The sequence below is a fragment of the Agreia sp. Leaf335 genome, from assembly GCF_001423605.1.
Taxonomy (GTDB): domain Bacteria; phylum Actinomycetota; class Actinomycetes; order Actinomycetales; family Microbacteriaceae; genus Agreia.
The window spans coordinates 1,122,114-1,145,987 of sequence record NZ_LMOQ01000001.1; the positions used below are offsets into that span (position 1 = coordinate 1,122,114).

23 protein-coding genes and 1 tRNA gene are annotated in these 23,874 nt (G+C 66.4%); 21 read left to right on the forward strand and 3 right to left on the reverse strand.

Going from position 1 to position 23,874, the window contains the following annotated elements; genetic code table 11:
- The first annotated feature begins 163 nt into the window (after nt 1–163).
- The 4 genes from ileS (at nt 164) to ndk (ending at nt 5,842) form a co-directional block, all read left to right on the forward strand.
- Nucleotides 164–3,550, forward strand: a complete 3,387-nt coding sequence (gene ileS / locus ASF79_RS05390) for an isoleucine--tRNA ligase (protein ID WP_055852623.1) — start codon at nt 164–166, stop codon at nt 3,548–3,550.
- Nucleotides 3,543–4,958 carry a bifunctional folylpolyglutamate synthase/dihydrofolate synthase gene (locus ASF79_RS05395; protein WP_082495686.1) on the forward strand — a complete coding sequence of 472 codons (1,416 nt, stop codon included), beginning with the start codon at nt 3,543–3,545 and terminating at the stop codon, nt 4,956–4,958. Before ileS ends, ASF79_RS05395 begins: the two co-directional genes overlap by 8 nt.
- Nucleotides 4,955–5,356 (forward strand): DUF4233 domain-containing protein, encoded by a 402-nt coding sequence (locus ASF79_RS05400; protein WP_235480437.1) that lies wholly within the window; start codon nt 4,955–4,957, stop codon nt 5,354–5,356. Before ASF79_RS05395 ends, ASF79_RS05400 begins: the two co-directional genes overlap by 4 nt.
- A 69-nt stretch (nt 5,357–5,425) precedes the next feature.
- Nucleotides 5,426–5,842, forward strand: coding sequence for a nucleoside-diphosphate kinase (gene ndk, locus ASF79_RS05405; RefSeq protein ID WP_055853185.1), 417 nt, complete (start codon nt 5,426–5,428; stop codon nt 5,840–5,842).
- A gap of 1 nt (nt 5,843) precedes the next feature.
- Here the strand turns inward: ndk and ASF79_RS05410 are convergent, their stop codons facing one another.
- Entirely contained in the window at nt 5,844–6,458 is a 615-nt protein-coding gene (locus tag ASF79_RS05410; protein ID WP_326938929.1) for a vitamin K epoxide reductase family protein, read from the reverse strand.
- A gap of 314 nt (nt 6,459–6,772) precedes the next feature.
- Between ASF79_RS05410 and ASF79_RS05415 the strand changes: the two genes are divergently transcribed.
- Nucleotides 6,773–9,376 carry an Rne/Rng family ribonuclease gene (locus tag ASF79_RS05415; protein WP_055852625.1) on the forward strand — a complete coding sequence of 868 codons (2,604 nt, stop codon included), beginning with the start codon at nt 6,773–6,775 and terminating at the stop codon, nt 9,374–9,376.
- 29 nt (nt 9,377–9,405) lie between these two features.
- On the opposite strand, the gene ASF79_RS05420 is transcribed toward ASF79_RS05415, so the two are convergent.
- The gene (locus tag ASF79_RS05420; protein WP_055852628.1) at nt 9,406–9,684 is read right to left on the reverse strand and encodes a DUF4031 domain-containing protein; all 279 of its coding nucleotides are present in this window, start codon (nt 9,682–9,684) and stop codon (nt 9,406–9,408) included.
- Between the two features lie 73 nt (nt 9,685–9,757).
- Here ASF79_RS05420 and ASF79_RS05425 point away from each other — a divergent pair, with 73 nt between their 5' ends.
- The 15 genes from ASF79_RS05425 (at nt 9,758) to ASF79_RS05495 (ending at nt 22,279) form a co-directional block, all read left to right on the forward strand.
- Nucleotides 9,758–10,825, forward strand: a complete 1,068-nt coding sequence (locus ASF79_RS05425) for a permease (protein ID WP_082495687.1) — start codon at nt 9,758–9,760, stop codon at nt 10,823–10,825.
- The gene (locus tag ASF79_RS05430; protein WP_235500649.1) at nt 10,815–11,561 is read left to right on the forward strand and encodes a TIGR03943 family putative permease subunit; all 747 of its coding nucleotides are present in this window, start codon (nt 10,815–10,817) and stop codon (nt 11,559–11,561) included. Before ASF79_RS05425 ends, ASF79_RS05430 begins: the two co-directional genes overlap by 11 nt.
- Nucleotides 11,551–12,912, forward strand: coding sequence for an Ig-like domain-containing protein (locus tag ASF79_RS05435; protein ID WP_156366166.1), 1,362 nt, complete (start codon nt 11,551–11,553; stop codon nt 12,910–12,912). The genes ASF79_RS05430 and ASF79_RS05435 overlap by 11 nt, the downstream gene beginning before the upstream one ends.
- A gap of 196 nt (nt 12,913–13,108) precedes the next feature.
- On the forward strand, nt 13,109–13,417 hold the full coding sequence (gene rplU / locus ASF79_RS05440) for a 50S ribosomal protein L21 (RefSeq protein WP_044442947.1): 309 nt from the start codon (nt 13,109–13,111) through the stop codon (nt 13,415–13,417).
- A 14-nt stretch (nt 13,418–13,431) separates the two neighbouring features.
- Complete coding sequence (gene rpmA, locus ASF79_RS05445) at nt 13,432–13,686, forward strand: 50S ribosomal protein L27 (RefSeq protein ID WP_044442950.1); 255 nt, start codon at nt 13,432–13,434, stop codon at nt 13,684–13,686.
- A gap of 92 nt (nt 13,687–13,778) precedes the next feature.
- On the forward strand, nt 13,779–15,293 hold the full coding sequence (obgE, locus tag ASF79_RS05450; RefSeq protein ID WP_055852634.1) for a GTPase ObgE: 1,515 nt from the start codon (nt 13,779–13,781) through the stop codon (nt 15,291–15,293).
- 11 nt (nt 15,294–15,304) lie between these two features.
- Nucleotides 15,305–16,084, forward strand: coding sequence for a glutamate 5-kinase (proB, locus tag ASF79_RS05455; protein WP_181035711.1), 780 nt, complete (start codon nt 15,305–15,307; stop codon nt 16,082–16,084).
- A 10-nt stretch (nt 16,085–16,094) separates the two neighbouring features.
- Nucleotides 16,095–17,363 (forward strand): glutamate-5-semialdehyde dehydrogenase, encoded by a 1,269-nt coding sequence (locus tag ASF79_RS05460; protein WP_055852641.1) that lies wholly within the window; start codon nt 16,095–16,097, stop codon nt 17,361–17,363.
- Between the two features lie 57 nt (nt 17,364–17,420).
- A complete protein-coding gene (locus ASF79_RS05465) occupies nt 17,421–17,642 on the forward strand; it encodes a hypothetical protein (protein WP_055774464.1) in 222 nt (73 codons plus the stop codon).
- A gap of 12 nt (nt 17,643–17,654) precedes the next feature.
- Nucleotides 17,655–18,257, forward strand: a complete 603-nt coding sequence (nadD, locus tag ASF79_RS05470) for a nicotinate-nucleotide adenylyltransferase (protein ID WP_082465812.1) — start codon at nt 17,655–17,657, stop codon at nt 18,255–18,257.
- A complete protein-coding gene (locus tag ASF79_RS05475; protein ID WP_055852644.1) occupies nt 18,254–19,318 on the forward strand; it encodes a hypothetical protein in 1,065 nt (354 codons plus the stop codon). The genes nadD and ASF79_RS05475 overlap by 4 nt, the downstream gene beginning before the upstream one ends.
- Nucleotides 19,319–19,324: 6 nt before the next feature.
- Complete coding sequence (rsfS, locus tag ASF79_RS05480) at nt 19,325–19,702, forward strand: ribosome silencing factor (protein ID WP_055852647.1); 378 nt, start codon at nt 19,325–19,327, stop codon at nt 19,700–19,702.
- 108 nt (nt 19,703–19,810) lie between these two features.
- Nucleotides 19,811–19,883 (forward strand) — tRNA-Ala (locus tag ASF79_RS05485).
- 102 nt (nt 19,884–19,985) lie between these two features.
- The gene (locus ASF79_RS05490; RefSeq protein ID WP_162239066.1) at nt 19,986–20,618 is read left to right on the forward strand and encodes a TetR/AcrR family transcriptional regulator; all 633 of its coding nucleotides are present in this window, start codon (nt 19,986–19,988) and stop codon (nt 20,616–20,618) included.
- A 26-nt stretch (nt 20,619–20,644) separates the two neighbouring features.
- Complete coding sequence (locus tag ASF79_RS05495; RefSeq protein ID WP_055853188.1) at nt 20,645–22,279, forward strand: MDR family MFS transporter; 1,635 nt, start codon at nt 20,645–20,647, stop codon at nt 22,277–22,279.
- On the opposite strand, the gene ASF79_RS05500 is transcribed toward ASF79_RS05495, so the two are convergent.
- Nucleotides 22,256–23,296 (reverse strand): FUSC family protein, encoded by a 1,041-nt coding sequence (locus ASF79_RS05500; protein ID WP_082495689.1) that lies wholly within the window; start codon nt 23,294–23,296, stop codon nt 22,256–22,258. The genes ASF79_RS05495 and ASF79_RS05500 overlap by 24 nt on opposite strands.
- A 39-nt stretch (nt 23,297–23,335) precedes the next feature.
- Between ASF79_RS05500 and ASF79_RS05505 the strand changes: the two genes are divergently transcribed.
- Nucleotides 23,336–23,851 carry a MarR family winged helix-turn-helix transcriptional regulator gene (locus tag ASF79_RS05505; protein ID WP_055852656.1) on the forward strand — a complete coding sequence of 172 codons (516 nt, stop codon included), beginning with the start codon at nt 23,336–23,338 and terminating at the stop codon, nt 23,849–23,851.
- Nucleotides 23,852–23,874: the final 23 nt, after the last annotated feature.

Genomic DNA, 23,874 nt, shown 5'->3' on the forward strand with positions numbered 1-23,874 from the left:
CGAGCGGGCCGAGTAGAACCGAACGGGTCTGGCCCGTCACAGCCAAAGAACGAGCGGCCGACCGAATCATGGTGGGCAAGCGAGGTGGTACCACGCGGGTCGGAGCGTTTCCGACCAGGCGTCCTCGTGGAACAGGCAACGAGAAGGCCCGTCCAGGAGAAGCATGTCGTACCCCAAATCCCCCGAAGAGACCCCGGGTGAGCAGCACCGCCACGCGGCTCCCGCCGTTACGCCGAGCCCGAACTTCCCGGCGATCGAAGAAGAGGTCCTCGGCTTCTGGAAGGCCGACGACACGTTCCGTGCGTCGATCGAGAACCGCGCGGATGCCGATGAGTGGGTCTTCTACGACGGCCCGCCCTTCGCGAACGGCCTTCCGCACTACGGCCACCTGCTCACGGGCTATGCCAAGGACCTGTTCCCGCGCTTCCAGACCATGCGCGGCAAGAAGGTGGAGCGGCGCTTCGGCTGGGACACCCACGGCCTGCCCGCCGAGCTCGAGGCGATGCGCCAGCTCGGAATCACCGAGAAGAGCCAGATCGAAGAGATGGGCATCGGCGTCTTCAACCAGGCGTCGCGCGACTCCGTTCTTCGCTACACCGGCGAGTGGCAGGAGTATGTGACCCGCCAGGCGCGCTGGGTCGACTTCGAGAACGACTACAAGACCCTCGACATCACCTTCATGGAGAGCGTCATCTGGGCGTTCAAGCAGCTGCACACGAAGGGGCTCGCCTACGAGGGCTTCCGCGTGCTTCCTTACTGCTGGCACGATGAGACCCCGCTGTCGAACCACGAGCTGCGCATGGACGACGACGTCTACAAGATGCGCCAGGACCAGACGGTCACTGTCACCTTCCCGCTCACCGGCGTCAAGGCCGAGGCGCTCGGCCTCACCGCCGTGCGTGCCCTGGCCTGGACCACGACACCGTGGACCCTGCCGACGAACCTCGCTCTGGCGGTCGGCCCGGGCATCCAGTACGCCGTGCTGCCGGGCGGCCCGCTGGGTGCTGCCGACGTGCACGAAGACAGGCTCGAGGGCGAGTCGCACGAGTACCTCATCGCGAGCGACCTCGTGGGAAACTACGCGAAAGACCTGGGCTACGAGTCGGCCGACGACGCCATCGCGGCCATCTCACGCACCCACCTCGGTGCGGAGCTCGAGGGCATCACCTATGACCGCCTCTGGGACTACTACGCCGACGCCGAGACGTGGGGAACGCAGAACGCGTGGCGCATCCTCGTGGCCGACTACGTCTCGACCACCGATGGAACGGGCATCGTGCACCAGGCTCCCGCCTACGGTGAAGAAGACCAGAAGATCTGCGAGGCCGCCGGCATCCCCGTCGTGATCTCGGTCGACGAGGGCGCGCGGTTCCTGCCGAGCGTCTCCGACGTCGTGGGTCTGCAGGTGTTCGAGGCGAACAAGCCGCTCACGCAGTTGCTGCGGGCCAACGGGCGACTCCTGCGTCAGGCCAGCTACGAGCACTCCTACCCGCACTGCTGGCGCTGCCGCAATCCGCTGATCTACAAGGCCGTGTCGAGCTGGTTCGTGCGCGTCACCGAGTTCCGCGACCGCATGGAGACGCTGAACCAGGAGATCAACTGGATCCCCGAGAACGTGAAAGACGGCCAGTTCGGCAAGTGGGTGTCGAACGCCCGCGACTGGTCGATCTCGCGCAACCGCTACTGGGGATCGCCCATCCCGGTGTGGAAGAGCGACAACCCCGAGTACCCGCGGGTCGATGTGTACGGCTCGCTCGACGAGCTCGAGGCCGATTTCGGCGTGCGCCCGACCGATCTGCACCGCCCCTACATCGACGAGCTCACGCGCCCCAACCCCGACGACCCCACCGGGCAGTCGACGATGCGCCGCATCGAGGACGTGCTCGACGTGTGGTTCGACTCGGGGTCGATGCCGTTCGCCCAGGTGCACTACCCCTTCGAGAACCAGGACTGGTTCGACAGCCACAACCCTGCCGACTTCATCGTGGAGTACATCGGGCAGACGCGCGGATGGTTCTACACGCTGCACACCCTGTCGACGGCGCTCTTCGACCGCCCGGCCTTCCGCAACGTCGTGAGCCACGGCATCGTGCTCGGCAGCGACGGGCAGAAGATGTCGAAGAGCCTCCGCAACTACCCCGATGTCTCCGAGGTGCTCGACCGCGACGGCTCCGATGCGATGCGCTGGTTCCTCATGAGCTCGCCGGTTCTGCGCGGCGGCAACCTCGTGGTGACAGAGGAGGCGATCCGGGAGGCGACGCGCCAGGTGCTGCTGCCGCTGTGGAGCACCTACTACTTCTTCACGCTCTACGCCAACACCGCGGGGGAGTCGGGCTACGACGCCCGGCTGCGCACCGACTCGACCGACGTGCTCGACCGCTACCTGTTGGCCAAGACGCGCGAGCTGATCCACGACGTGGCGTCGGACCTCGACGCCTACGACTCGACGCTCGCGACCGCGAAGCTGCGCGATTTCGCCGACGTGCTCACCAACTGGTACGTGCGCCGCAGCCGCGACCGATTCTGGTCGGGAACGGACACAGCGGCGTTCGACACCCTCTTCACGGTGCTCGAGACCGTTACCCGCGTCGCCGCCCCGCTTCTGCCGCTCGTCTCCGAGCGCATCTGGAAGGGACTCACGGGAGGTCGGAGCGTTCACCTCACCGACTGGCCTGACGAGAACCGGTTCCCGGCCGACCCGGCGCTCGTGCACGCCATGGATCAGGTGCGCGAGATCTCGTCGACCGTCCTGTCGCTGCGCAAGCAGAACGGTCTCCGCGTGCGTCTTCCGCTCGCGAACCTCACGATCGTGAGTTCGAACGTCGAAGCGCTGCGCCCGTTCGAGGGCATCCTCGCCGACGAGCTCAACGTCAAGAACGTCACGCTGGTCGAGCAGCAGCAGAACAGCGCTCTCGAGTTCGGCATCACGTCGAAGCTCACGGTGAACGCGCGCGCCGCCGGCCCCCGCCTCGGAAAGCAGGTGCAGCAGGTCATCAAGGCCGCTCGCGGAGGCGACTGGTCCGAGAGCAACGGCGTCGTGACGGCGGGCGGCATCGACCTCGTCGACGGCGAATACGACCTGGTGCTCGAGACGCAGGATGCCGGTGAGGGCGCCCACACGGCCCTCGCGCTGCTCGCCGGCGGCGGATTCGCTCTGCTCGACACCGCGACGACCCCCGAGCTCGAGGCCGAGGGTCTCGCACGCGACATGATCCGAGCCGTGCAGGATGCCCGCAAGTCGGCGGGTTTCGAGGTGAGCGACCGCATCGTGCTCGACCTCGTCTTCTTCGACGATGCGGATGCCGACGCGCTGCGTCAGGCCTCTGCCGTCGACGTGGCGGGGGAGACCCTCGCCACGGGCTTCACCATCTCGGGTCCCCGTGACACCCCCCGTCTCGGCGGGTACCGTGGAGATCTGGTCACCGAGTGGATCGGCAACGTGGTCACCACCGCTCCCGAGCACGTCGTTCGCATCGGCGGCGCCAAGTACGCGAACACCGACGACGTCATCGTCGCCGTGAGCCGACAGTCAGGAATCCGCAATGTCTGATCACGAGTCACCCGACCCGAAGGAATCCGGGTACATCGGTCCGCTCGACGATACCGATCCCGACGAGTTCGTCGCCGCGGGCGACGCGGTCTACGCGGCGCTGCTCGAGAGGCTCGGCGAGTCCGCTCCTCAGCCCAGGCTCTCGGCCACCCGTCGCGTCGTCGAGCTGCTGGGCGACCCGCAGCGTGCGTACCCCGTGATCCACATCACGGGCACGAATGGAAAGACGAGCACCAGCCGCATCACGGAGAGCATCCTCCGGGCGTACGGCCTGCGTACGGGACTCTTCACGAGCCCGCACCTCGAGCGCCTCAACGAACGCATCGTCGTCGACGGAGAACCGATCAGCAACGAGGCGCTCGCGGCGAACTGGGCAGACATTGAGCCGTTCCTTCAGATCGTCGACGGAGAGCTCGAGACGGCGGGCGAACCCCGCATCACCTTCTTCGAGGCGCTCTCGGTCCTGGCGTTCGCGTCGTTCGCTGACGCGCCTGTCGACGTCGCCGTGATCGAGGTCGGCATGGGCGGCGAGTGGGATTCCACGAACGTGGCCGACGGCCAGGTCGCCGTCATCACCCCGATCTCGCTCGACCACACCTCTCGCCTCGGCAACACGGTCGAGGAGATCGCTCGCACCAAGTCGGGAATCATCAAGCCGGTGTCCCACGTGGTCACCGCCCTCCAGCCGGAGGGAGCTCTGGCCGAGCTGCAGCGTGCGGCGGAGCTCACCGAATCGACCCTCGCCGTGCAGGGAGAGCAGTTCCGGCTGATCTCCAGCGCCGTCGGTGTCGGCGGCCAGGTCGTGTCGATCAAGGGTCTCGCCGGAACGTACTCGGATCTGTTCCTGCCCCTGTACGGCGCCCACCAGGCCCAGAATGCCGCCGTCGCCGTCGCGGCGGTCGAGTCGTTCCTCGGCGGGGGAACGCACGAACTCGCATCCGACGTAGTGAACGAGGGCTTCGCCACCGCGACATCGCCCGGGCGTCTGCAGCTGGTGGGCATCGAGCCCACCGTGCTGGTCGACGCCGCCCACAATCCCGGCGGAGCCGAGGCGCTGGCCGTGGCCATCACCGAGTACTTCACCTTCGACAAGGTGGTCGCCGTCCTCGGTGTCCTCGCCGATAAAGACGTCGAGGGCATCGTGCGGGCGCTCGAACCCGTCGTCACCGAATTCGTCGTGACGGATGCGCCCAGCGACCGGTCGATCGATGCGGATTCGCTGGCGGCGATCGTCGTCGGCATCGTCGGGCGCGACCGCGTCACGGTCGAGCCCGAATTTGAGCGCGCCATGGAGGTCGCTCGGGACAGCGCAGACGAGGCGGAACGGGGCGCCGTGCTCGTGACGGGCTCGATCACGCTCGTCGGCGAGGCCATCACCCTTGCCTCGGCCGAGAAATGGAAGCCGTGACAGACATCCAGCCCCCGGCCGAGGACGCGACGCCCACAAGGCCCGCCCGACCCGCATCCGTGCGACGGTCGCTCGGTTCCATCGTGCTCGGCTTCGAGAGCGTCGTGATGTTCCTCGCCGCCCTCGTGGCCTTCGGGCTCAAGGCGCTCCCCGCGCTGCCCGCCCTCGGCGGGGGCGCCCTGCTGTGCGTGGCGCTCGTGGCCGGGGCAGGACTCCTGCGCTTCCGGTGGGGTTACGCCTTCGGCTGGGTGCTGCAGGCCGCGATCATCGCGTCCGCCTTCCTCGTGCCCGTCATGTGGATCGTTGGTGTGCTCTTCGTGGGCCTGTGGACGTACTGCATGGTCGTGGGAGCGCGAATCGACCGAGAGAAAGCAGCAGCCGCCGCCGGTCAGCCGTGATCGGTCCGCGACCCTCGCTACAGTGAAACGGTACGTTTTCCCATTGTCTGGAAGGACATCCCTGTGACCATCACGAGCGAAGAATCCCTCGTTCTCATCAAGCCCGACGGCGTCGCCCGCAATCTCACGGGGGAGATCCTCTCCCGAATCGAGGGCAAGGGCTACCAGCTCGTCGACATCAAGCTCATCGAGCCCGAGCGCGGCCTGCTCGCGGCGCACTACGCCGAGCACGAGGGCAAGCCGTTCTACGAGCCGCTCCTCGAGTTCATGGAGTCGGGTCCGATCGTCGCGATCCGCATCGCCGGCAACCGCGTCATCGAGGGTTTCCGCTCACTCGCAGGAACGACCGACCCGACCACGGCGGCACCCGGCACGATCCGCGGCGACCTGGGCCGCGACTGGGGTCTGAAGGTGCAGCAGAACCTCGTGCACGGAAGCGACTCTCCCGAGTCCGCACAGCGCGAACTCGCCATCTGGTTCGGCTAGATCAGCTGTACAGAATGATCGTCGTGATGGCGTCGAGCCTGAGCTGCGCCATCACGACGATCGCGAGGTAACCGAGAAGCACGAGGATCCAGGTAAACGGGTACACGCGAGCGAAGATGCGTCGCGACGCGCCCGAGTTGCCGAAGTGGCCCTCTTTCAGATTGAAGACCGTCACGTAGAAGAACATCGGGATCATCACGCTCCACACCACCATGCAGTACGGGCAGAGAGTTCCCAGAACGAAGATGCTCTGAGAGATGAGCCAGGCGACGAAGACGATGCCCGCCAGGAGACCCGTGTTGAAGGCGATCCAGAACCACGCCGCGAATCGCGCGCCGGCCAGAATCGCGAAGCCGACAAAGATCGGGGCCATGAACGCCGCGACTCCGATGATGGGATTGGGGAAGCCGAATACCGACCCTTGAGCGCTCGACATGTTCGCTCCGCACTGCACGAGCGGCGAGATGTCGCAGCTCGGAGTGTGGGAGGGATCGACGAGGGTCTCGATCTTCTCCAGCGTGAGGTCGAAGGCGGCGATCCATCCGATGACTCCGGCCACGATCAGGAAGATCGCGAATATGAAGGGCCGTCTCGTCTTGATCGTCGTATCCACCACGTTCGGATTATCGCACAGGGCAAAATACGCATTCTGAGAATGCATGCGATAATTGGCGTCAGTCCTCCTGGCCGCGTCCGGGAAGACGCCAAAGAAGGCTTGTCGGAACGAAAGCAGGCGCAACCTCATCGGTCGCCCGCCTCTTCCGAACACAGATGTACAGTCACAAAAGAAGTACACGTAAAGGCAGCCAGAGCCTATGTCGCCGGCTGCCCGTGTAAAGGATTGGCGAGGGCGTCGCTCAGGCGACGGGCTCGCTCTGGAGAGTACCGACGGGTGGCGCGGCCACCGGGTCGGCAAGGAGTGCACCAGAAATGGTGGAAGACAACAACAACCACGGTTCATCGAACACAGAATCAGCACCGCGCAAACGCCTCTTCGGGGGTCGCAAGTCGGCGAAGAAGTCTGCCGACGCACCCGCGCACGACGCTCCCGTCGCGCCCCCCGCGCTGCCAGAGGAGCCGAAGCAGGTGCCCGAGGCGCCGGCCGAGGCCTCCACGGGCTTCGACGAGGAGCATCCGGGACTGGCGCCTCTCGAGCCCGCCGCGCAGACGGCAGCGCCGGTCCACGCGCCCGCGGCGCGACCGACCACGTCGCTGATCTTCCAGGCGCCCGACATCCAGCCGTTGCCCCCGCGCGACGACGACGATAGCGACGACGACGATCGCCCTGACACCTCGGTTCGGCGCCGTTCTCGTCGCCGTTCGGGCGAGGACAACAGGCCGGGAGACAACGATCCGGCCAACACGGTCGTCAAGGTGCGCACGCCTCGTCCCGAGCCGGAACTCATCACGGAGCCCCAGCGCATCAAGGGCTCCACCCGCCTCGAGGCCAAGAAGCAGCGTCGCCGCGATGGTCGCGATGCCGGTCGCCGTCGTCCGGTCGTGACCGAGGCCGAGTTCTTGGCCCGCCGCGAGTCGGTCGACCGGGTCATGGTCGTGCGTGCCAAAGACAATAAGATCCAGATCGGCGTGCTCGAAGACGGTGTGCTGGTCGAGCACTATGTCGCCAAGGCGCAGGATGCCTCGCTCATCGGCAACGTCTATCTCGGCAAGGTGCAGAACGTCCTGCCCAGCATGGAGGCGGCGTTCGTCGACATCGGGCGCGGCCGCAACGCTGTTCTCTATTCGGGTGAGGTCGACTGGGACGCCGCAGCGGCAGAGAACCCCAACGGCGGCAATCAGGCGCGCAAGATCGAACTCGCCCTCAAGCCGGGTGCAACCGTCCTGGTGCAGGTCACCAAAGATCCCGTCGGTCACAAGGGTGCTCGCCTGACCAGCCAGATCTCGCTCCCGGGCCGCTACCTCGTGTACGTGCCCAATGGGTCGATGAACGGCATCTCGCGCAAGCTCCCGGACGTCGAGCGCTCGCGACTCAAGAAGATCCTCAAAGAGGTGCTGCCCGAGAACGTCGGCGTGATCGTACGCACCGCCTCCGAGGGCGCGACCGAAGAGCAGTTGACCCTCGACGTGAGTCGTCTCACCAAGCAGTGGTCCGAGATCTCGACCGCCGTGCAGAAGCAGCAGTCTCCGGCCCTGTTGCACTCCGAACCCGATCTGCTGATCAAGATCGTGCGCGACGTCTTCAACGAAGACTTCCAGCGTCTGATCATCTCGGGCGACGATGCCCGCGCGACGATCGAGACCTACCTGGGCCAGGTCGCTCCCGATCTTCTCGATCGGGTCGAGCGCTACGAGGGCGATAGGGATGCTTTCGACGAGTTCCGCATCTCGGAGCAGATCGAGAAGGCGCTCGACCGCAAGGTGTGGCTGCCGTCGGGTGGATCCCTCGTGATCGACCGGACCGAAGCCATGACCGTCGTCGACGTCAACACCGGCAAGTTCGTGGGCTCCGGCGGAAACCTCGAGGAGACCGTCACCAAGAACAACCTCGAGGCCGCTGAAGAGATCGTGCGTCAGCTGCGTCTGCGCGACATCGGCGGCATCATCGTCGTCGACTTCATCGACATGGTCCTCGAGTCGAACCGCGACCTGGTTCTGCGCCGCATGGTCGAGTGCCTGAGCCGTGACCGCACCAAGCACCAGGTGGCCGAGGTCACCTCGCTCGGTCTCGTGCAGATGACCCGCAAGAAGCTGGGCCTCGGCCTGCTCGAATCGTTCAGCGAGGCCTGCGAGGTCTGCGCGGGCCGCGGCGTCATCGTGCACCACGACCCGGTCGTGAAGCATCGTGGAGCAGGCGGCGCCCCCGCATCGTCGGGCGCGCCGCAGCAGGAGCGTCGTCGATCGGGTCGCGGCAACGGCGGTAACGGCAACGGAAATGGCAACGGTTCAGGCGGGTCGTCTGCAAACGGCAATGGTTCGTCGAACGGCTCGTCGTCGCACAGCGCTCCCGCCACCAAGCCGCACGGCATCACCGACGACGCGAAGAACGCACTCGCCAAGATCGCGGCGTCGACCATCTCCACCCACACGGGTGCGGTGAACATCATCACCCAGGAGCAGTCCGAGGCGGCCAAGGCGGCATCGACGGCTCCCATCGAGGCTGCGGCCGAGGTCGCCACGGTGTCCGAGAACGTCCAGACGACTCCGGATGCGGCCGGCTCTGACGCGCCGACCTCGTCGCGTCGCAAGGGCAACCGGCGCGCGCGCCAGTCGAAGCCTCAGGTCGAGATCGAGGCCGTCGAGGTGCAGCCCGAGACCACGCAGGCTCCCGCGGCGTCAGAGGTCTCCGAGGCTCCGGCCGTTGCGGGGCTTCCGGCCATCGAGATCCTCGATATCCCCGTCGCGAAGGCGCCGGCCGCCCAGCGTCGCATCTCGAACAGAGACGCCGAAGTGCTGCTCGATTCGGTACTCGGCGCCCTGCCGGAACCCAAGCAGCCCGGTCAGGGTCGTTCGCGCAGCCGTCGGGTGAGCACGGCAGCGCTCTCGGCTCCGACACCCGAGGAACAGCAGCAGTAGCAGCCAGACCTCAGCGCTATCAGAGGCCGCTATCGCCCCGCACCGGGGCGGTCGCGGCCTTTGACGCGTAAGCCGCTCCGCTCGAGCCTGCGCACGAGATCGCGGTAGCTCACGGGCAGCGCCCCCGCCGCGACCAGTTCGTCGTGGCGGGCGATGGGCACGTCGTAGTGATCGAGATCGAAGCTGCGCGCGGGCAGACCGGCCCTGCGGGCGAACTCGTGAAGCTCGTCGAGCGACGAGTCGCTGACGAGGTGGCCCCATACGGTGCCGTGAGCGGGCCAGATGGGCCAGTCGATGAGCACGGTCATGATCTTCTCGAGTGTACGGCCGCGCGGCGCTTCTCAGCGTCCGCCCTCCGGGTGGCTTGTACTCTGGTGCCCGATGTCTTCCACCCGGTCCACCCTCGACCCTCACGCAGACGAGGCTGCCCATGACGAGCACGAGGGTCACACCCATTCGGCGTCGGCGACGGGTCGTCAGCTGCTGGTGCGCGTCGGCGTGGGCCTCGGCATCGTCGTTCTGTTGTTCGCCGTGCGCGCGCTGATCCCGGGCCTCGGGTGGAGCCTGCCCAACCGCATGCAGGACTTCATCACGCTCTCGATCAGCGTCATCGTAGAGTCGCTGCCGTTCGTGCTGCTGGGCATCGTGCTCGCGGTGATCGTGCAGGTCTGGCTCCCCGCGGGATTCTTCGACCGTATCCTGCCCAAGAACCCACTGGCCCGCAGAGCCTGCATCTCGCTCATCGGCATGCTCCTCCCGGTATGCGAGTGCGGCAACGTACCGCTGGCGCGCGGGCTCATCATCCGTGGCTTCACGGTGCCCGAGTCGCTGACCTTTCTGCTCGCGGCACCGATCCTCAACCCGATTACCATCATCACCACGCAGCAGGCGTTCGGGGGAGACCCGATCATCCTCGTCGCGCGACTCGTGGGGGGATTCGTCATCGCGAACACGATCGGGTGGCTCTACTCGAAGCACTCCGATCCGGACGCCCTGCTGACGCCGGGGTTCGTGCGGGAGTGCGCGATCGCGCATGACGAGTCCGGGTCACGACTCGTGCGCAGCCTGGCGATGTTCGTGCGGGAGACCACGGGGATCATGCCCGCGCTGATCATCGGCTCGCTCGTGGCCGGCGGCATCCAGACCATCGTGCCGCGCGACGTGCTCGTCGCGCTCGGCAGCAACCCGGTCTGGTCGGTGCTGGCGCTGATGGCCCTGGCGTTCGTCGTGTCGGTCTGTTCCAACGTCGACGCGTTCTTCATCCTGTCGTTCGGGGGCATCTTCAGCACCGGAGCGATCGTGTCGTTCCTGACCTTCGGCCCCATGATCGACGTGAAGATGCTGGCGCTGATGCGAACGACCTTCACGACGAAGACCCTCGTGCAGGTGTCCGTGCTCGTCGGGCTGATGGCCGCGGCGCTGGGATTGGCGGTGAACGTTGTTGTTTGACAGCCTGAGACAACGGTGGATCGGCGTCGTCCTGACCCTGGTGGCCTGCGTGGCCACGGTCTGGCTGTGGCTGAACGGTGACCTCGGTCTCTACGTGCACCCTCGTTATTTCGCGTTCACCGTCATCGCTGCGGCCTGCGGCATCGTGCTGGTCGTCGCGAGCTTCGTTGTGCGGGTGCCCGCCGACGACGCGACCGACGGCGGGCGTGCGCGTCGCGCGTGGCGGCGCGGCCTGTCGGTCGCGGTGGTCGTCGCGAGCGTCTTCGGCATCGGGGCGCTGATCGTGCTGCCACCCGCGACGCTCACCTCGGCCACCGCCGACCAGCGCAGCGTGAACAGCGGCACGGTGGTGGGTTCGGGCGCGCAGCAGGCCGCGGGCGATACTGCCGACTACGGCGTCAAGGAGTGGGCGACTGCTCTGCGCCAGAGCACGGATCTGCAGGGCATCGCCGGCAAACCGGCCACGCTCACGGGCTTCATCAGCGCCGACCCCGACGACCCCGACAACGTCTTCTTCATCACGCGCTTCTTCGTGACCTGCTGCGCGGCCGACGCCCAGCCCGTGGGTGTGCCGGTGTACCAGCCCGACTGGAAGTCGTCGTTGACCCTCGACGACTGGGTCGAGGTGACGGGTGCCTTCGATCTGAACCCGAGCGTCAAGAGCCGCCAGCCGATGGTCATCCTGCCTCAGCAGGTCAGCCCGGTCGACGAGCCGAGTGATCCCTATGTCTACTGAGTCGAGCGCCTCCGCACCCGTGCGTCGCGGATCGTTCGGTCGTACCCTCGCGGCCATGATCACCGTGCTGGTCGTGCTCTGCACCGGGCTCGCCGTTCTGACTCTGGGACAGGGCCCGAGGCTCGTGCGCTCCGACATCGACACCGACAGCGTGGTGCAATTGGCCCAGCAGCGGCTCTTGATGCACTCGAACGAACCGCTCGCGGAGATCGCCGCAGAGCAGGTCAGCGTAACACCGAGCATTCCGCTGACGGTCGCCACCGACGGAAGCACGCTCTCGATCACCTTCGACCAGCGTCTGCTCTACGGCACCGACTACGTGGTATCCGTCTCGGGCGTCACGAGCCCGTTCCAAGAAGCGGCGTCGACGTTCGACTACTCCTTCACGACGGGATCCCCGCCGATCTACTATCTGCAGAAAGGCGCCCCGGGTGCCGCGGGTGGCGCCGACGACGCGATCGTGCGGACCACCGTCTCGGGAACGGTGAGAGACGTCGTCTACGCGGCCCCGCGCATCCAGGACTTCGCGGTGGTGGGGTCGAGCCTCGCGATCGCGACCGAGACCGCCGATGGCCTGTCGCAGCTGATGCTGGTGGCACCCGGACAGGCGGCCGTCGAGACCCTTCCCCTGCCGACCCGCGGCACGATCACGCAGCTCGGCTCGTCGGTGAAGCAGGCGATGCTCGGGTTCCGCTTCACCAGCGTCGACCCGGCTGCCGGCTACTCGAACACCCTGCTGGTGTTCGACCTGCTCGCCAAGCACGCGTCGTTCACCCTGCCCGGCACCGTGATCGGCGAGGCGTTGCGTGTCGACCAGTGGCGCTTCATCCCCGACAGCACCCTGATCGAGACGACCGCCGACGGGGTGATGTCGATCTACGACTCCGCTCTGCAGCAGGGAGCCGTGATCGGGGACTACGACAGCCTCGGAGAGGTCGCACCGGCGGGAAAGCAGTCGGTGATCGGTGGGCAGGGGGCGTTCCACACGCTCGACCTGCTGTCCGGTCAGGTGTCGCCGCTCGCCCCGATCCTTCCGGAGGGTGCGAGCGCCCTGGGCCTTCCCCTCCTGGGGCCCGACGGTTCGACGACCGTCTCCATGGCGTCCGCGACCGCCGATGACGGCACGACGAGGCAGATCGTCGTCCGCAGCGACAGCAGTGGAGCGACGATGGTTTTCGACACGGCCTCAGGGGATGCCCGAATCGTCTCCGTCGTCCAGTCGCCCAACACGCAGTACCTTGCAATCGCCGTGGAACCGCGCCCGGGGGCCGAGATCGTGACCTCTCTCGTCGACCGCTCGACCGGGGCCGTGGTGCGCACGCTGTCGGGCCTTCGCGTCACCTGGCCGTAGCCGGCGGTGGAGGCTGTTATGCTGTCGAGAGCGCAAAGACCTCGACCGAACCCTCGGGGGAAGGCGCTCATCAACGTGCTCCGGGTTTGACCGGAGCGCGAGCTTGACGTAAAGTTGTCCGTTGACGCGCGCTTGGCTCAGCCCGCGTGTCAATCGAGTTTTGTGGGCATTCGCTCTCTAGAGAATAGGTACTGAAGTGGTTTACGCAGTTGTGCGCGCCGGTGGTCGGCAAGAAAAGGTAGAGGTCGGCACGATCGTCACCCTCGACCGCATCAAGGCCGACAAAGACGGCAACATCGAGTTGGCCGCCGTGCTGCTCGTCGACGGTGACAAGATCACCTTCGACGCCGCATCGCTCGCCAAGGTCACCGTCACCGCCGAGGTCCTCGAAGACCTCCGTGGCCCGAAGATCGTCATCCAGAAGTTCAAGAACAAGACCGGGTACAAGAAGCGCCAGGGTCACCGTCAAGACCTGACCCGCGTCAAGGTCACCGGAATCAAGTAGGGCAGGAAGAGCTAATGGCACATAAAAAGGGCGCGAGTTCCACTCGCAACGGTCGTGACTCCAACGCACAGCGTCTGGGCGTCAAGCGCTTCGGTGGCCAGGTCGTCGGAGCGGGCGAGATCATCGTCCGCCAGCGCGGCACCCACTTCCACCCCGGCGTGAACGTCGGCCGTGGCGGCGACGACACGCTGTTCGCATTGGCTGCAGGTTCGGTCGAGTTCGGACACAAGGGTGGCCGCAAGGTCATCAACATCGTGGCAGGCGAGTAGCACCACCTCGCAGGCACAGATGGCAGGGGCGGGCTTCGGCCCGTTCCTGCCATTCTTCGTTTTTCACAGAAACACCAACGTAAGGAGAGCAGATGGCGACGTTTGTTGACCATGTGACACTCCACCTCCGCGCAGGCAATGGCGGCAACGGCTGCGTGTCGGTGAAGCGAGAGAAATTCAAGCCCCTCGCGGGCCCGGACGGCGGAACCGGCGGCAACGGTGGCGACATCGTGCTCGTGGCCGACCCCGGCGTCACGACCCTGCTCGGATTCCACCGTTCACCGCATCGTCGCAGTGACAACGGCGGCCCGGGCATGGGCGACCACCGCAGCGGCACGAATGCAGACGAGCTCGTGCTCAGCGTGCCCATCGGAACACTGGTGAAAGACGCCGACGGCACCGAGCTCGCCGACATGACCGACGCTGGAATGCGCGTCGTCGTCGCCGAGGCCGGACAGGGCGGGCTCGGAAACGCCGCGCTGTCGAACACGAAGCGAAAGGCTCCGGGGTTCGCTCTGCTCGGCACGCTCGGCTTCGAGGGCGACATCCGGCTCGAACTGAAGGTCGTCGCCGACGTTGCCCTCGTGGGCTACCCCTCCGCGGGCAAGTCGAGTCTCGTCGCCGCGCTCTCTGCCGCGAAGCCGAAGATCGCCGACTACCCGTTCACCACACTCCACCCCAACCTGGGCGTCGTCCAGGCGGGGGAGACCCGCTACACCATCGCCGACGTTCCCGGCCTCATCGAGGGCGCGAGCGAGGGCAAGGGGCTGGGCCTCGAGTTCCTTCGTCACGTCGAGCGGTGCACCGCGCTGCTGCACGTGCTCGACTGCGCCACACTCGAACCGGGCCGCGATCCGATCTCCGACCTCGACATCATTCTCGCCGAGCTGGCCGCCTACCCGGTTCCCGAGGGTCAGATCCCGCTCATCGAGCGCCCGCAGCTCGTCGCCCTGAACAAGATCGACGTGCCGGAAGGGCGCGAGCTCGCCGACTTCGTCACCGCAGAACTCGAGGCGCGTGGATACCGCGTGTTCGAGATCTCGACGGTGAGCCACGAGGGTCTGAAGCCGCTGTCGTTCGCTCTCGCGCAACTCGTCGAGGAGGGCCGACAGGCGCTCATCGACGCGCCGCCGAAGCCTCGGCTCGTCATGCGCCCCCGCGCCGTCGACGAGGCCGGCTTCACCGTGCGCGTCGAGGGCGGATCGGGCGGAAACATCTACCGTGTTCTCGGAACGAAGCCTGAGCGCTGGGTGCAGCAGACCGACTTCACGAACGAAGAGGCCATCGGCTTCCTCGCAGACCGTCTGGCGAAGCTGGGCGTCGAAGACCAACTCTTCAAGAAGGGCGCCCAGGCGGGTTCGACGGTCATCATCGGCCTCGACAACGGTGTGGTGTTCGATTGGGAGCCCACGATGACGTCGACGGCCGAGCTCGTCACCGCTCCGCGTGGCCTCGATCCCCGACTGCTCAAAGACGGACGACGCACGAGCAACCAGCGCCGCGAGGAGTACTTCGAGCGCATGGACGCCAAGGCCGAGGCCCGCGCAGAACTCGTACGCGAGAAAGAGGCGGGGCTCTGGCGCGAAGACAGCACGGACGAGGAGTGACCCGCGTCCGGCTGGCCGACCGCAGCGACATCGAGCGCGCGAGGCGCATCGTCGTGAAGGTCGGCTCGTCGTCGATCTCCGGTGACAACGCCGGCCAAATCGCGCCGCTCGTCGACGCGCTGGCCACGGCGCACGGTCGCGGAGTCGAGATCATGCTCGTCTCATCGGGAGCCATCGCGACGGGCATGCCGTATCTGCAGCTCGATTCTCGCCCCACCGATCTGGCCACCCAGCAGGCGGCGGCGGCGGTGGGGCAGAACGTGCTCATCTACCGCTATCAAGACAGCCTCGACCGCTTCGACATCGTGGCCGGTCAGGTGCTGCTCACAGCCGGAGACCTCGAGAACCCCACGCCCCGTTCGAACGCTCAGCGCGCCATGGAGCGGCTGCTCGGTCTGCGCATCCTGCCCATCGTGAACGAGAACGACACGGTGGCCACGCACGAGATCCGCTTCGGCGACAACGACCGCCTTGCCTCGCTCGTGGCCGAGCTGGTGCAGGCCGACCTGCTGGTCCTGCTCTCCGACGTCGACGCTCTCTATACCCGGCCGCCTCTCGAACCCGGCGCCATCCTGATCTCGCACGTGCCCTACGGCGACGAGCTCGACGGTGTCGTCGTCGGAGATGTGGGAACGGGGCTCGGTACGGGCGGCGCGACGACCAAGGTCTCGGCCGCGCGGTACGCGGCGAGCAACGGCACCGCGGTCATTCTGACGTCGACGCCGCAGGCCGCCCAGGCGCTGGCAGGCGAGCCCGTCGGAACCTGGTTCGACGCGGCCCCATCGTCGTAAACTGAGCGCCATGTCCCTTTCGACCATGGCCTCCACGACGTTCACCGAGAAACTGGATGCCGCGCGCACGTCTGCGCGCAGTCTCGCGCAGGCCACGACGATGGTGAAGAACGGTGCCCTCACGGCCATCGCGGAGCAGCTGAGGGCGAACGCCTCGCGCATCAGCGAGGCCAACGATCTCGACCTGGCCAACGGCCGCGAGAACGGACTCGCCGCCGGGCTGCTGGATCGGCTCACTCTGAACGACGCCCGTATCGAGGCACTGGCGACGGCGACCCTCGACCTGGTCGGGCTCGTCGATCCGGTGGGGGAGACCGTGCGCGGACGCTCGCTACCCAACGGCGTGCGCATCGAGCAGGTGCGCGTTCCGTTCGGTGTCGTAGGCGCCATCTACGAGGCGCGCCCGAACGTAACGATCGACATCGCCGCGCTGGCCATCAAGAGTGGCAACGCGGTGGTCCTGCGGGGCGGCTCGGCCGCCGAGAACACGAACCGGGTGCTGGTCGATCTCCTCCAGAGCGCGCTCGAGTCAGTCGGCCTGCCGCGAGAGGCCGCGCAGACGATCGACGAATTCGGGCGAGACGGCGCGACCGCTCTGATGACGGCACGGGGATACGTCGACGTGCTGATTCCCCGCGGCAGCGCTGCCCTCATCAACACCGTCGTCAGCGAGTCGACGGTGCCGGTCATCGAAACCGGTGCCGGCGTCGTGCACATCTTCCTCGACGCCAGCGCAGACCCCGATATGGCCACCGCCATCGTGCACAACTCCAAGGTGCAGCGGCCGAGCGTGTGCAATGCGCTCGAGACGCTGCTGGTGCACGAGAGCGCAGCGGAACGGCTGCTTCCCGGCGTGCTCGGTGCGCTCCGGGCATCCGGCGTCACGATTCACGGTGATGCCCGCACGCTCGCCCTGTTCCCCGATGCGATCGAGGCGACCGACGACGACTGGGCGACCGAGTACATGACGCTCGACCTCGCCGTGCGGGTCGTCGCCGATCTCGACGAGGCGATGGATCACATCCGCCACTACTCCACGCACCACACCGAATCGATCATCACCAACGACCTGTCGAACGCCGAGCGCTTTCTGCGCGAGGTCGACTCTGCCGCCGTCATGGTGAACGCCTCGACCCGCTTCACCGACGGCGGCGAGTTCGGCTTCGGCGCGGAGGTCGGCATCTCCACCCAGAAGCTGCACGCGCGTGGTCCGATGGGTCTTCCCGAGCTCACGAGCACGAAGTGGCTGGTGCGGGGAACAGGTCAGGTGCGCGCATAGCGGTATCCTTGATCGACCGCGTTATTTTCTGCGCGCCGCCGACGACGAAAGAGAACCATGTCAGTTGTGACCAGCCTGTTGGCCGAAGCTGAGGCCCACGTCGAATTGCCGTTCCCGGCCATCGTCTTCGGACTCATCGCCTTCGTGATCTTCATCGCACTGGCCGCCGTGATGTGGAGCTACCGCGATGTCGCCAACCGCCACCCGCGCAAGTCTGCCGCCTACGCGAGCAGCCACGATCCTCACGGACACGCAGACCGCACCGGCGCCGACCACTAGGTTTCGAAGAACGTGACCTCCGCGAGCGGGCGGCGTGCCCGGATCGGTGTGATGGGTGGAACCTTCGACCCCATTCACCACGGGCACCTCGTGGCCGCCAGCGAAGTGGCGCAGTCGTTCGACCTCGACGAGGTCGTCTTCGTGCCGACCGGTCAGCCCTGGCAGAAGAAGGTCGTCACCCCGGCCGAGCACCGTTATCTCATGACGGTGATCGCCACCGCGTCGAACCCTCGCTTCACGGTGAGCCGCGTCGACATCGACCGGGTCGGCGACACCTACACGATCGACACCCTGCGCGATCTGCACGAACAACGGCCCGACGCAGACCTGTTCTTCATCTCGGGAGCGGACGCCATCGCCCAGATTCTGGGCTGGAAGAACGCCGATGAACTGTGGTCGCTCGCCCACTTCGTGGCCGTCTCCCGGCCCGGGCATCCGCTGTCCATTTCCGCTTTGCCGCATGAAGACGTAAGCTATTTGGAAGTTCCGGCTCTAGCGATATCGTCCACTGACATACGCGGCCGGGTGGGCCGGGGTTTTCCGGTGTGGTACTTGGTACCCGACGGTGTCGTACAGTACATCACCAAGCACCATCTATATCGGAGTTTTGAATGACGTTGTCTCCCGACGAGCAGCCGCTGACACGGCGCCAGCTGCGCGAACTCGAGCGCACCATGCCCAAGAAAGACCGGCAGGACGCCGCCAAGGTGCACGAAGAGGCAGCGCGACGCGCTGCCGAGGCCGACGCCGACACCGAAGCCCCTGTCGCTCCCGAGCAGGCATCCGAGACTCCGTCCGAGCAGGCAGAGGCCTCCGAAACCGAGCCGACCCAGACATCCGACGCCACAGAGGTCGTCGAAGACGCCGTCGTCGTCGAAGAACCGACCCAGGCGATCCCCACGTTCGAACGTGAGACGCCTCAGCAGATGCCGCCTCCCGTCGGCGCACGCAGCGCATCCGACCCGATCTCGAGCTTCGCGCCCGAGGCCACCGAGTCGGAGCCCATCGTCGAAGAACTCGTCATCGACGAACCGCGAATCGACGAACCGCGAACGGACGCGTCGCGAACGGATGCCTCGCGGTCCGACGACGTGCCGATCGACGACGACCCCGACGACGGAGACTCCGTCACGGAGATCACCGTCGAGTCGCTCTCGAGCGGTCCGATCCTCGCACCGATCTTCCAGCCGCCGACCGTTGTCCCCGACGAGCAGGCCCCGGCCAAGATCGACGACGCCGACGCCTCGTTCGACGACCTGATCTCATCGCGCACCGTCGGATCGACCAACTCGTCGCAGACCAGCGCTCTCGTTCTTCCCGCCGTTCCGAGCAGTATGGACATGGGTACGGCTCTCGACGAGACCGGTGAGGTCATCATCACCGGATCTATCGACCTGCCGTCGAGCATGGGCGCCAGCGGCGCTCCCGCTGCGGGCATCGAGTCGAAAGATCTCGATGCTCTCCTCGACATCGGTGAGACCGAGCAGAGCGGCGACGACGTCGCGCCTGTCAGCGCCAGTCGTGCCGTCAGCACGGGGGCGTCGAACAACGCTCTCGTCGCTCCTCCCAAGCGGGGCAGGGTCAACGTGCCTGTCGTCCTCGCGATCACCGCGGGTGTACTCGCGATCGGCGTCGTGGGCCTTCTGCTCGCCGCCTTCGTCTTCAGGATCTTCTAAATTCAATTGACAGCTTCAGCACGCTCCATCGAGCTCACCCAGATCGCGGCCTCTGCCGCCGATTCGAAGCAGGCCTCCGATCTCGTCGCCCTCGACGTGTCCGGTCCGCTTCCTCTTGCCGACATCTTCCTCCTCGCCTCCGGCCGCAATGAGCGCAACGTCGTCGCCATCGGCGAGGAGATCATTGACCGCTTCGCCGAGCAGGGTGTCAAGATCCTGCGTCGCGAAGGACTCTCCGAGGGCCGCTGGGCCCTCCTCGACTTCGGCGATATCGTTGTGCACGTCTTTCACGAGGAAGACCGCATGTACTACTCGCTCGAGCGTCTCTGGAAGGACTGCCCGGTCGTTCCGATCGAGCTCGCCTCGAGCGAGGCCAGCGCCTGACGCTGACGACAGTCGGATCGCCTCTCGATTTTTCTTCAGGCCGATCCGTGTTGTAAGCTAGGCAAGTTGTTTCGGCCCGGTGCGAAAGCGCAGGGAGGGAACATGAACGGGGCTGTGGCGCAGTTGGTAGCGCACCTGCATGGCATGCAGGGGGTCAGGGGTTCGAATCCCCTCAGCTCCACTCCGTGAGAAAGACCCCGGCCTCGAGGCCGGGGTCTTCTGCGTTAATCGGCGTGATTCGGGCCGATTGCACTCTTCAAGTAAAAGTGCAAGACTGCACTCTGTGAATGAGAGTGCAACAGTCGATCGCCGCGAAGTGCGACGCGTACAGACGGCGTCGCGTCTCACCTCGATCTCTCGTCGCCTCACAGCCCAGCATGGGCTGGGTGGCTTCACGATCGAAGAGCTCTGTGACGAGGTGGGAGTCTCCCGCCGAACGTTCTTCAACTACTTCCGAACGAAGGAAGACGCGGTCATCGGAGCCGATCCCGAAGCCGAGTCCCAGACCTTCGCCGAGGAGTTCCTGGCCCGCGGATCGCGCGGCTGGCCTGTCGTCATCGACGATCTGCTCGAGCTTGCCATCCAGCACTTCGGCGCACTCGAGGGTACGGCCCGCGAGCACGCCGACTTCTTCGCCGCCCTCGAGCGTGAGCCGCGGCTGCTGCAGCGCTTCATCGGTATGAGCAAGGAGCGCGAGCGTCAGGTCGTCGCTCTCGTCGCCCAGCGCGAGAACGTCCCCATCGACGATCTCCGCCCGCAGGCCGTCGTCCACATCCTGTTCGGTCTGCTGCGCAGCGTGGGCGAACGCGTGCACACCCTCGCGGGGCCCGATGAACTCGCCTCCATTCTCACCGACTCTCTCTCGGCCGCACGCATCGTGATGGCCGAACCCACTCCTCGAAAGGCCCACCCGTGACCACTGCCTCCACCTCAGAGAGGCCCATGCTCCTCACCAAGCGACGCATCTGGATCATCTTCGGCGCTCTCATCGCCGGCATGCTCCTGTCGAGCCTCGATCAGACGATCGTCTCGACGGCGATGCCGACCATCGTCGGTCAGCTCGGCGGCGTCGAGCACCAGGTCTGGTTGACCACCGCGTATCTGCTCGCCACCACCATCGTGATGCCCGTCTACGGCAAGTTCGGCGACGTTCTCGGTCGCCGCAATCTGTTCCTGATCGCCATCGCGCTGTTCACACTGGCCTCGGTCGGCTGCGCCTTCGCCGGGGACTTCACCCAGCTCATCGTCTTCCGCGCCATGCAGGGTCTGGGCGGCGGCGGCCTGATGATCCTCTCGCAGGCCATCATCGCCGACATCGTTCCTGCCTCCGAGCGCGGAAAGTACCTCGGCCCCCTCGGCGCGATCTTCGGCCTCTCCGCCGTCGGTGGTCCGCTGCTGGGTGGCTTCTTCGTCGATCACCTCACTTGGCAGTGGGCGTTCTACATCAACATCCCCGTGGGCATCGCCGCGTTCGCCATCGCCTGGTTCGCTCTCAGGCTGCCGAGCAAGAAGGCCACGCAGCCGATCGACATCCTCGGAGTGATCCTGCTCTCGGCTTTCACCACCTGCCTCATCTTCTTCACCGACTTCGGCGGAGACAAGACCGATCACGGCTGGGCTGCGCCCGAGACCTGGATGTTCGGAGCCGGCATGATCGTGGCCGCGATCCTATTCGTCATCGTCGAGGCGCGCGCGAAAGACCCGGTGATCCCGCTCGCACTGTTTAAGAACCGCACTTTCGTCAACGCGACCCTGATCGGGCTCACCCTGGGCCTCGGCATGTTCTCCGCGATCGGCTTCATTCCGACCTTCCTGCAGATGTCGTCGGGAACCTCGGCGGCCGCGTCCGGACTGCTGATGCTGCCCATGATGGCCGGCTTGATCGGCACCTCGATCGTGTCGGGAATCGCGATCACCCGCACGGGCCGCTACAAGCTCTTCCCGATCGTCGGAACGTTGCTGACCGCCGCCGCGATGGTCGCCATGACGACCTTGACCGCGGACACACCGATCTGGCTCATCTGCGTCTTCCTGTTCGTCTTCGGGGCCGGTCTCGGTCTCATCATGCAGGTCGTCGTCCTGGTGGCGCAGAACTCGGTGAACCCGTCGATGGTCGGCACGGCGACGAGCACGAACAACTATTTCCGCGAGGTCGGCGCGTCTCTCGGTGTGGCCGTCTTCGGCACCATCTTCACCACGCGCCTGTCAGAGAACCTCACCACGGTCTTCACCAACGCCGGGGCCAGTGCGTCGGATGCCGCGGCCTCGACGTCGACGCTCGACCCGCAGACGCTCTCGCAGCTGCCCGACAGCGTGCGCGATGGCATCGTCACCGCGTACGCCGACGCGCTCGCACCCGTGTTCTGGTACCTGCTGCCCTTCATCGGGCTCGCCTTCCTGCTCTCGCTCTTCCTCAAGCAGATTCCGCTGTCAGACGTGGCCGGGCTCGTCGCCCGCGGCGAGGCGATCGGCGGAGACGAGGCCGAGCGCCTCGAGGCCGACGAGAAGACGGGTGTCGTCGCCGGTTCGGCTACGGCAGAGCCGGGTCGTGCGTCACGGGTCGACGACCGTCGATGATCGGGAGCGCCACAGGAGCGTGAGTCCGATGCCGACGACCGCACCGAAGAGCGTCTCCACGAGGCGGTCGGCGATCAGTGCGCCGCCATCGACCGCGTGGGCGAGCTCGATCATGCAGAGGGCGAGCGGAGTGACGAAGACCATCGTCAGTCCGTAGTTTCGCCCGATGAAGAGCTCGGCGGTCATCTGCAACGCGACGACCACGGCGATGGTCGCGGGTGCCGGCAGATCGGCGGCGAAGAGCAGCGCCGCGAGGCCGAGACCGAGGATCGTCCCGACGATCCGGTGACCGGCCCGCACGAGGCGTGCCGTCGCATCCGGCCCCGACAGGGCGGCGACGACGGCCACCATGGCCCAGTACGGATGCCCGATGCCCACGACGGTCGGAACGATTCCGGCGATGAGGATTCCCGTCATCAGTCTGGCGACGGTCGAGACGTTCTCGGGTCGAGCGATCGCGTCGCGGAACGAGATGGAGAAGGTCGAGCGTGGTCGGAGCCGTGCGGCCGGATGCGCGAATCCGATGACTCCGATGGCCAACGACAAAGCGGCGCTGGCGGATGCGACGACCAGCGCCAGGCCGATCGACGCGGGCGTGCTCGGCACGGATGCGCAGGCGGCGACGGCGAACGTGGCGAAGAGAGCGCCGGGCGGATGCAGGTCGGCGGCGTTCGAGACGATCGTCACCAGGGCGGCCACGATGGCCACGACGGGGACGACGATCCACTGTCGGGCCTCGAACACCCCGACGGTCGTTCCGATGACGACGGCCGAGACCAACATCGCCGCGGCGAGGGTCTGCATGCGCAGCCGGGGGAGGTGGGTGTGGTTGCGGCCGTAGAGCGCTGTGAACGCACCGAATGCCGCGTAGAGCGAGAGATCGAGATGACCGCTGAGCCACAGGGCGGTCAGAGGCACGGCCATCGAGATGCCGGCGCGTAGGGCAACGGTGTGGGCGCCTCCGTGCGGGCCGAACGCCACGAGATGGCGCGGATGGGGCAGCATGGATGAACTCATTGGATATAGTTTACTAGTAAATTAGTTTGTGGAGGTTCGATGAGCAGCGCACTCGATGAGCCGGGCTCGGCGGGCGATGCGATCGATGCCATCCAGTCGGAGTGGCGTCGGCTCAGGCCGGATCTCGACCTCGCCGCGATCGGAGTGGTGGGCCGGGTGCTGCGCAGCGCCGCGTTGATCGTGGATCGCAGCGACGAGGTGCTCGCGGCTCATGGGCTCACGCGGGGGGAGTTCGACATCCTCGCCGTGCTGAGGAGATCCACCGCCCCGAGATCTCCGAGCGAACTGCGCACGATCTCCCTGGCGACAGCTCCGTCGACCACGAAGAGGCTCAAAGGACTCGAGGGGCGCGGTCTGGTGGATCGATCGGTGAATCCGGCCGATGGGCGGAGTGCGCTGATCTCGTTGACGGCGGAGGGCCGTGACCTCGTCGATGAGGTATTTCCGCTGCAACTCGCAGCCGAGGACGCGTTGCTCGCGGGGATATCGAGTGACGAGCGCATCGCGCTCGTGGGGTCGCTCACGGCGCTCCTGGCGAGCATCGAACGATCCTGACGCCCGGTCTGTCCCTATAATTC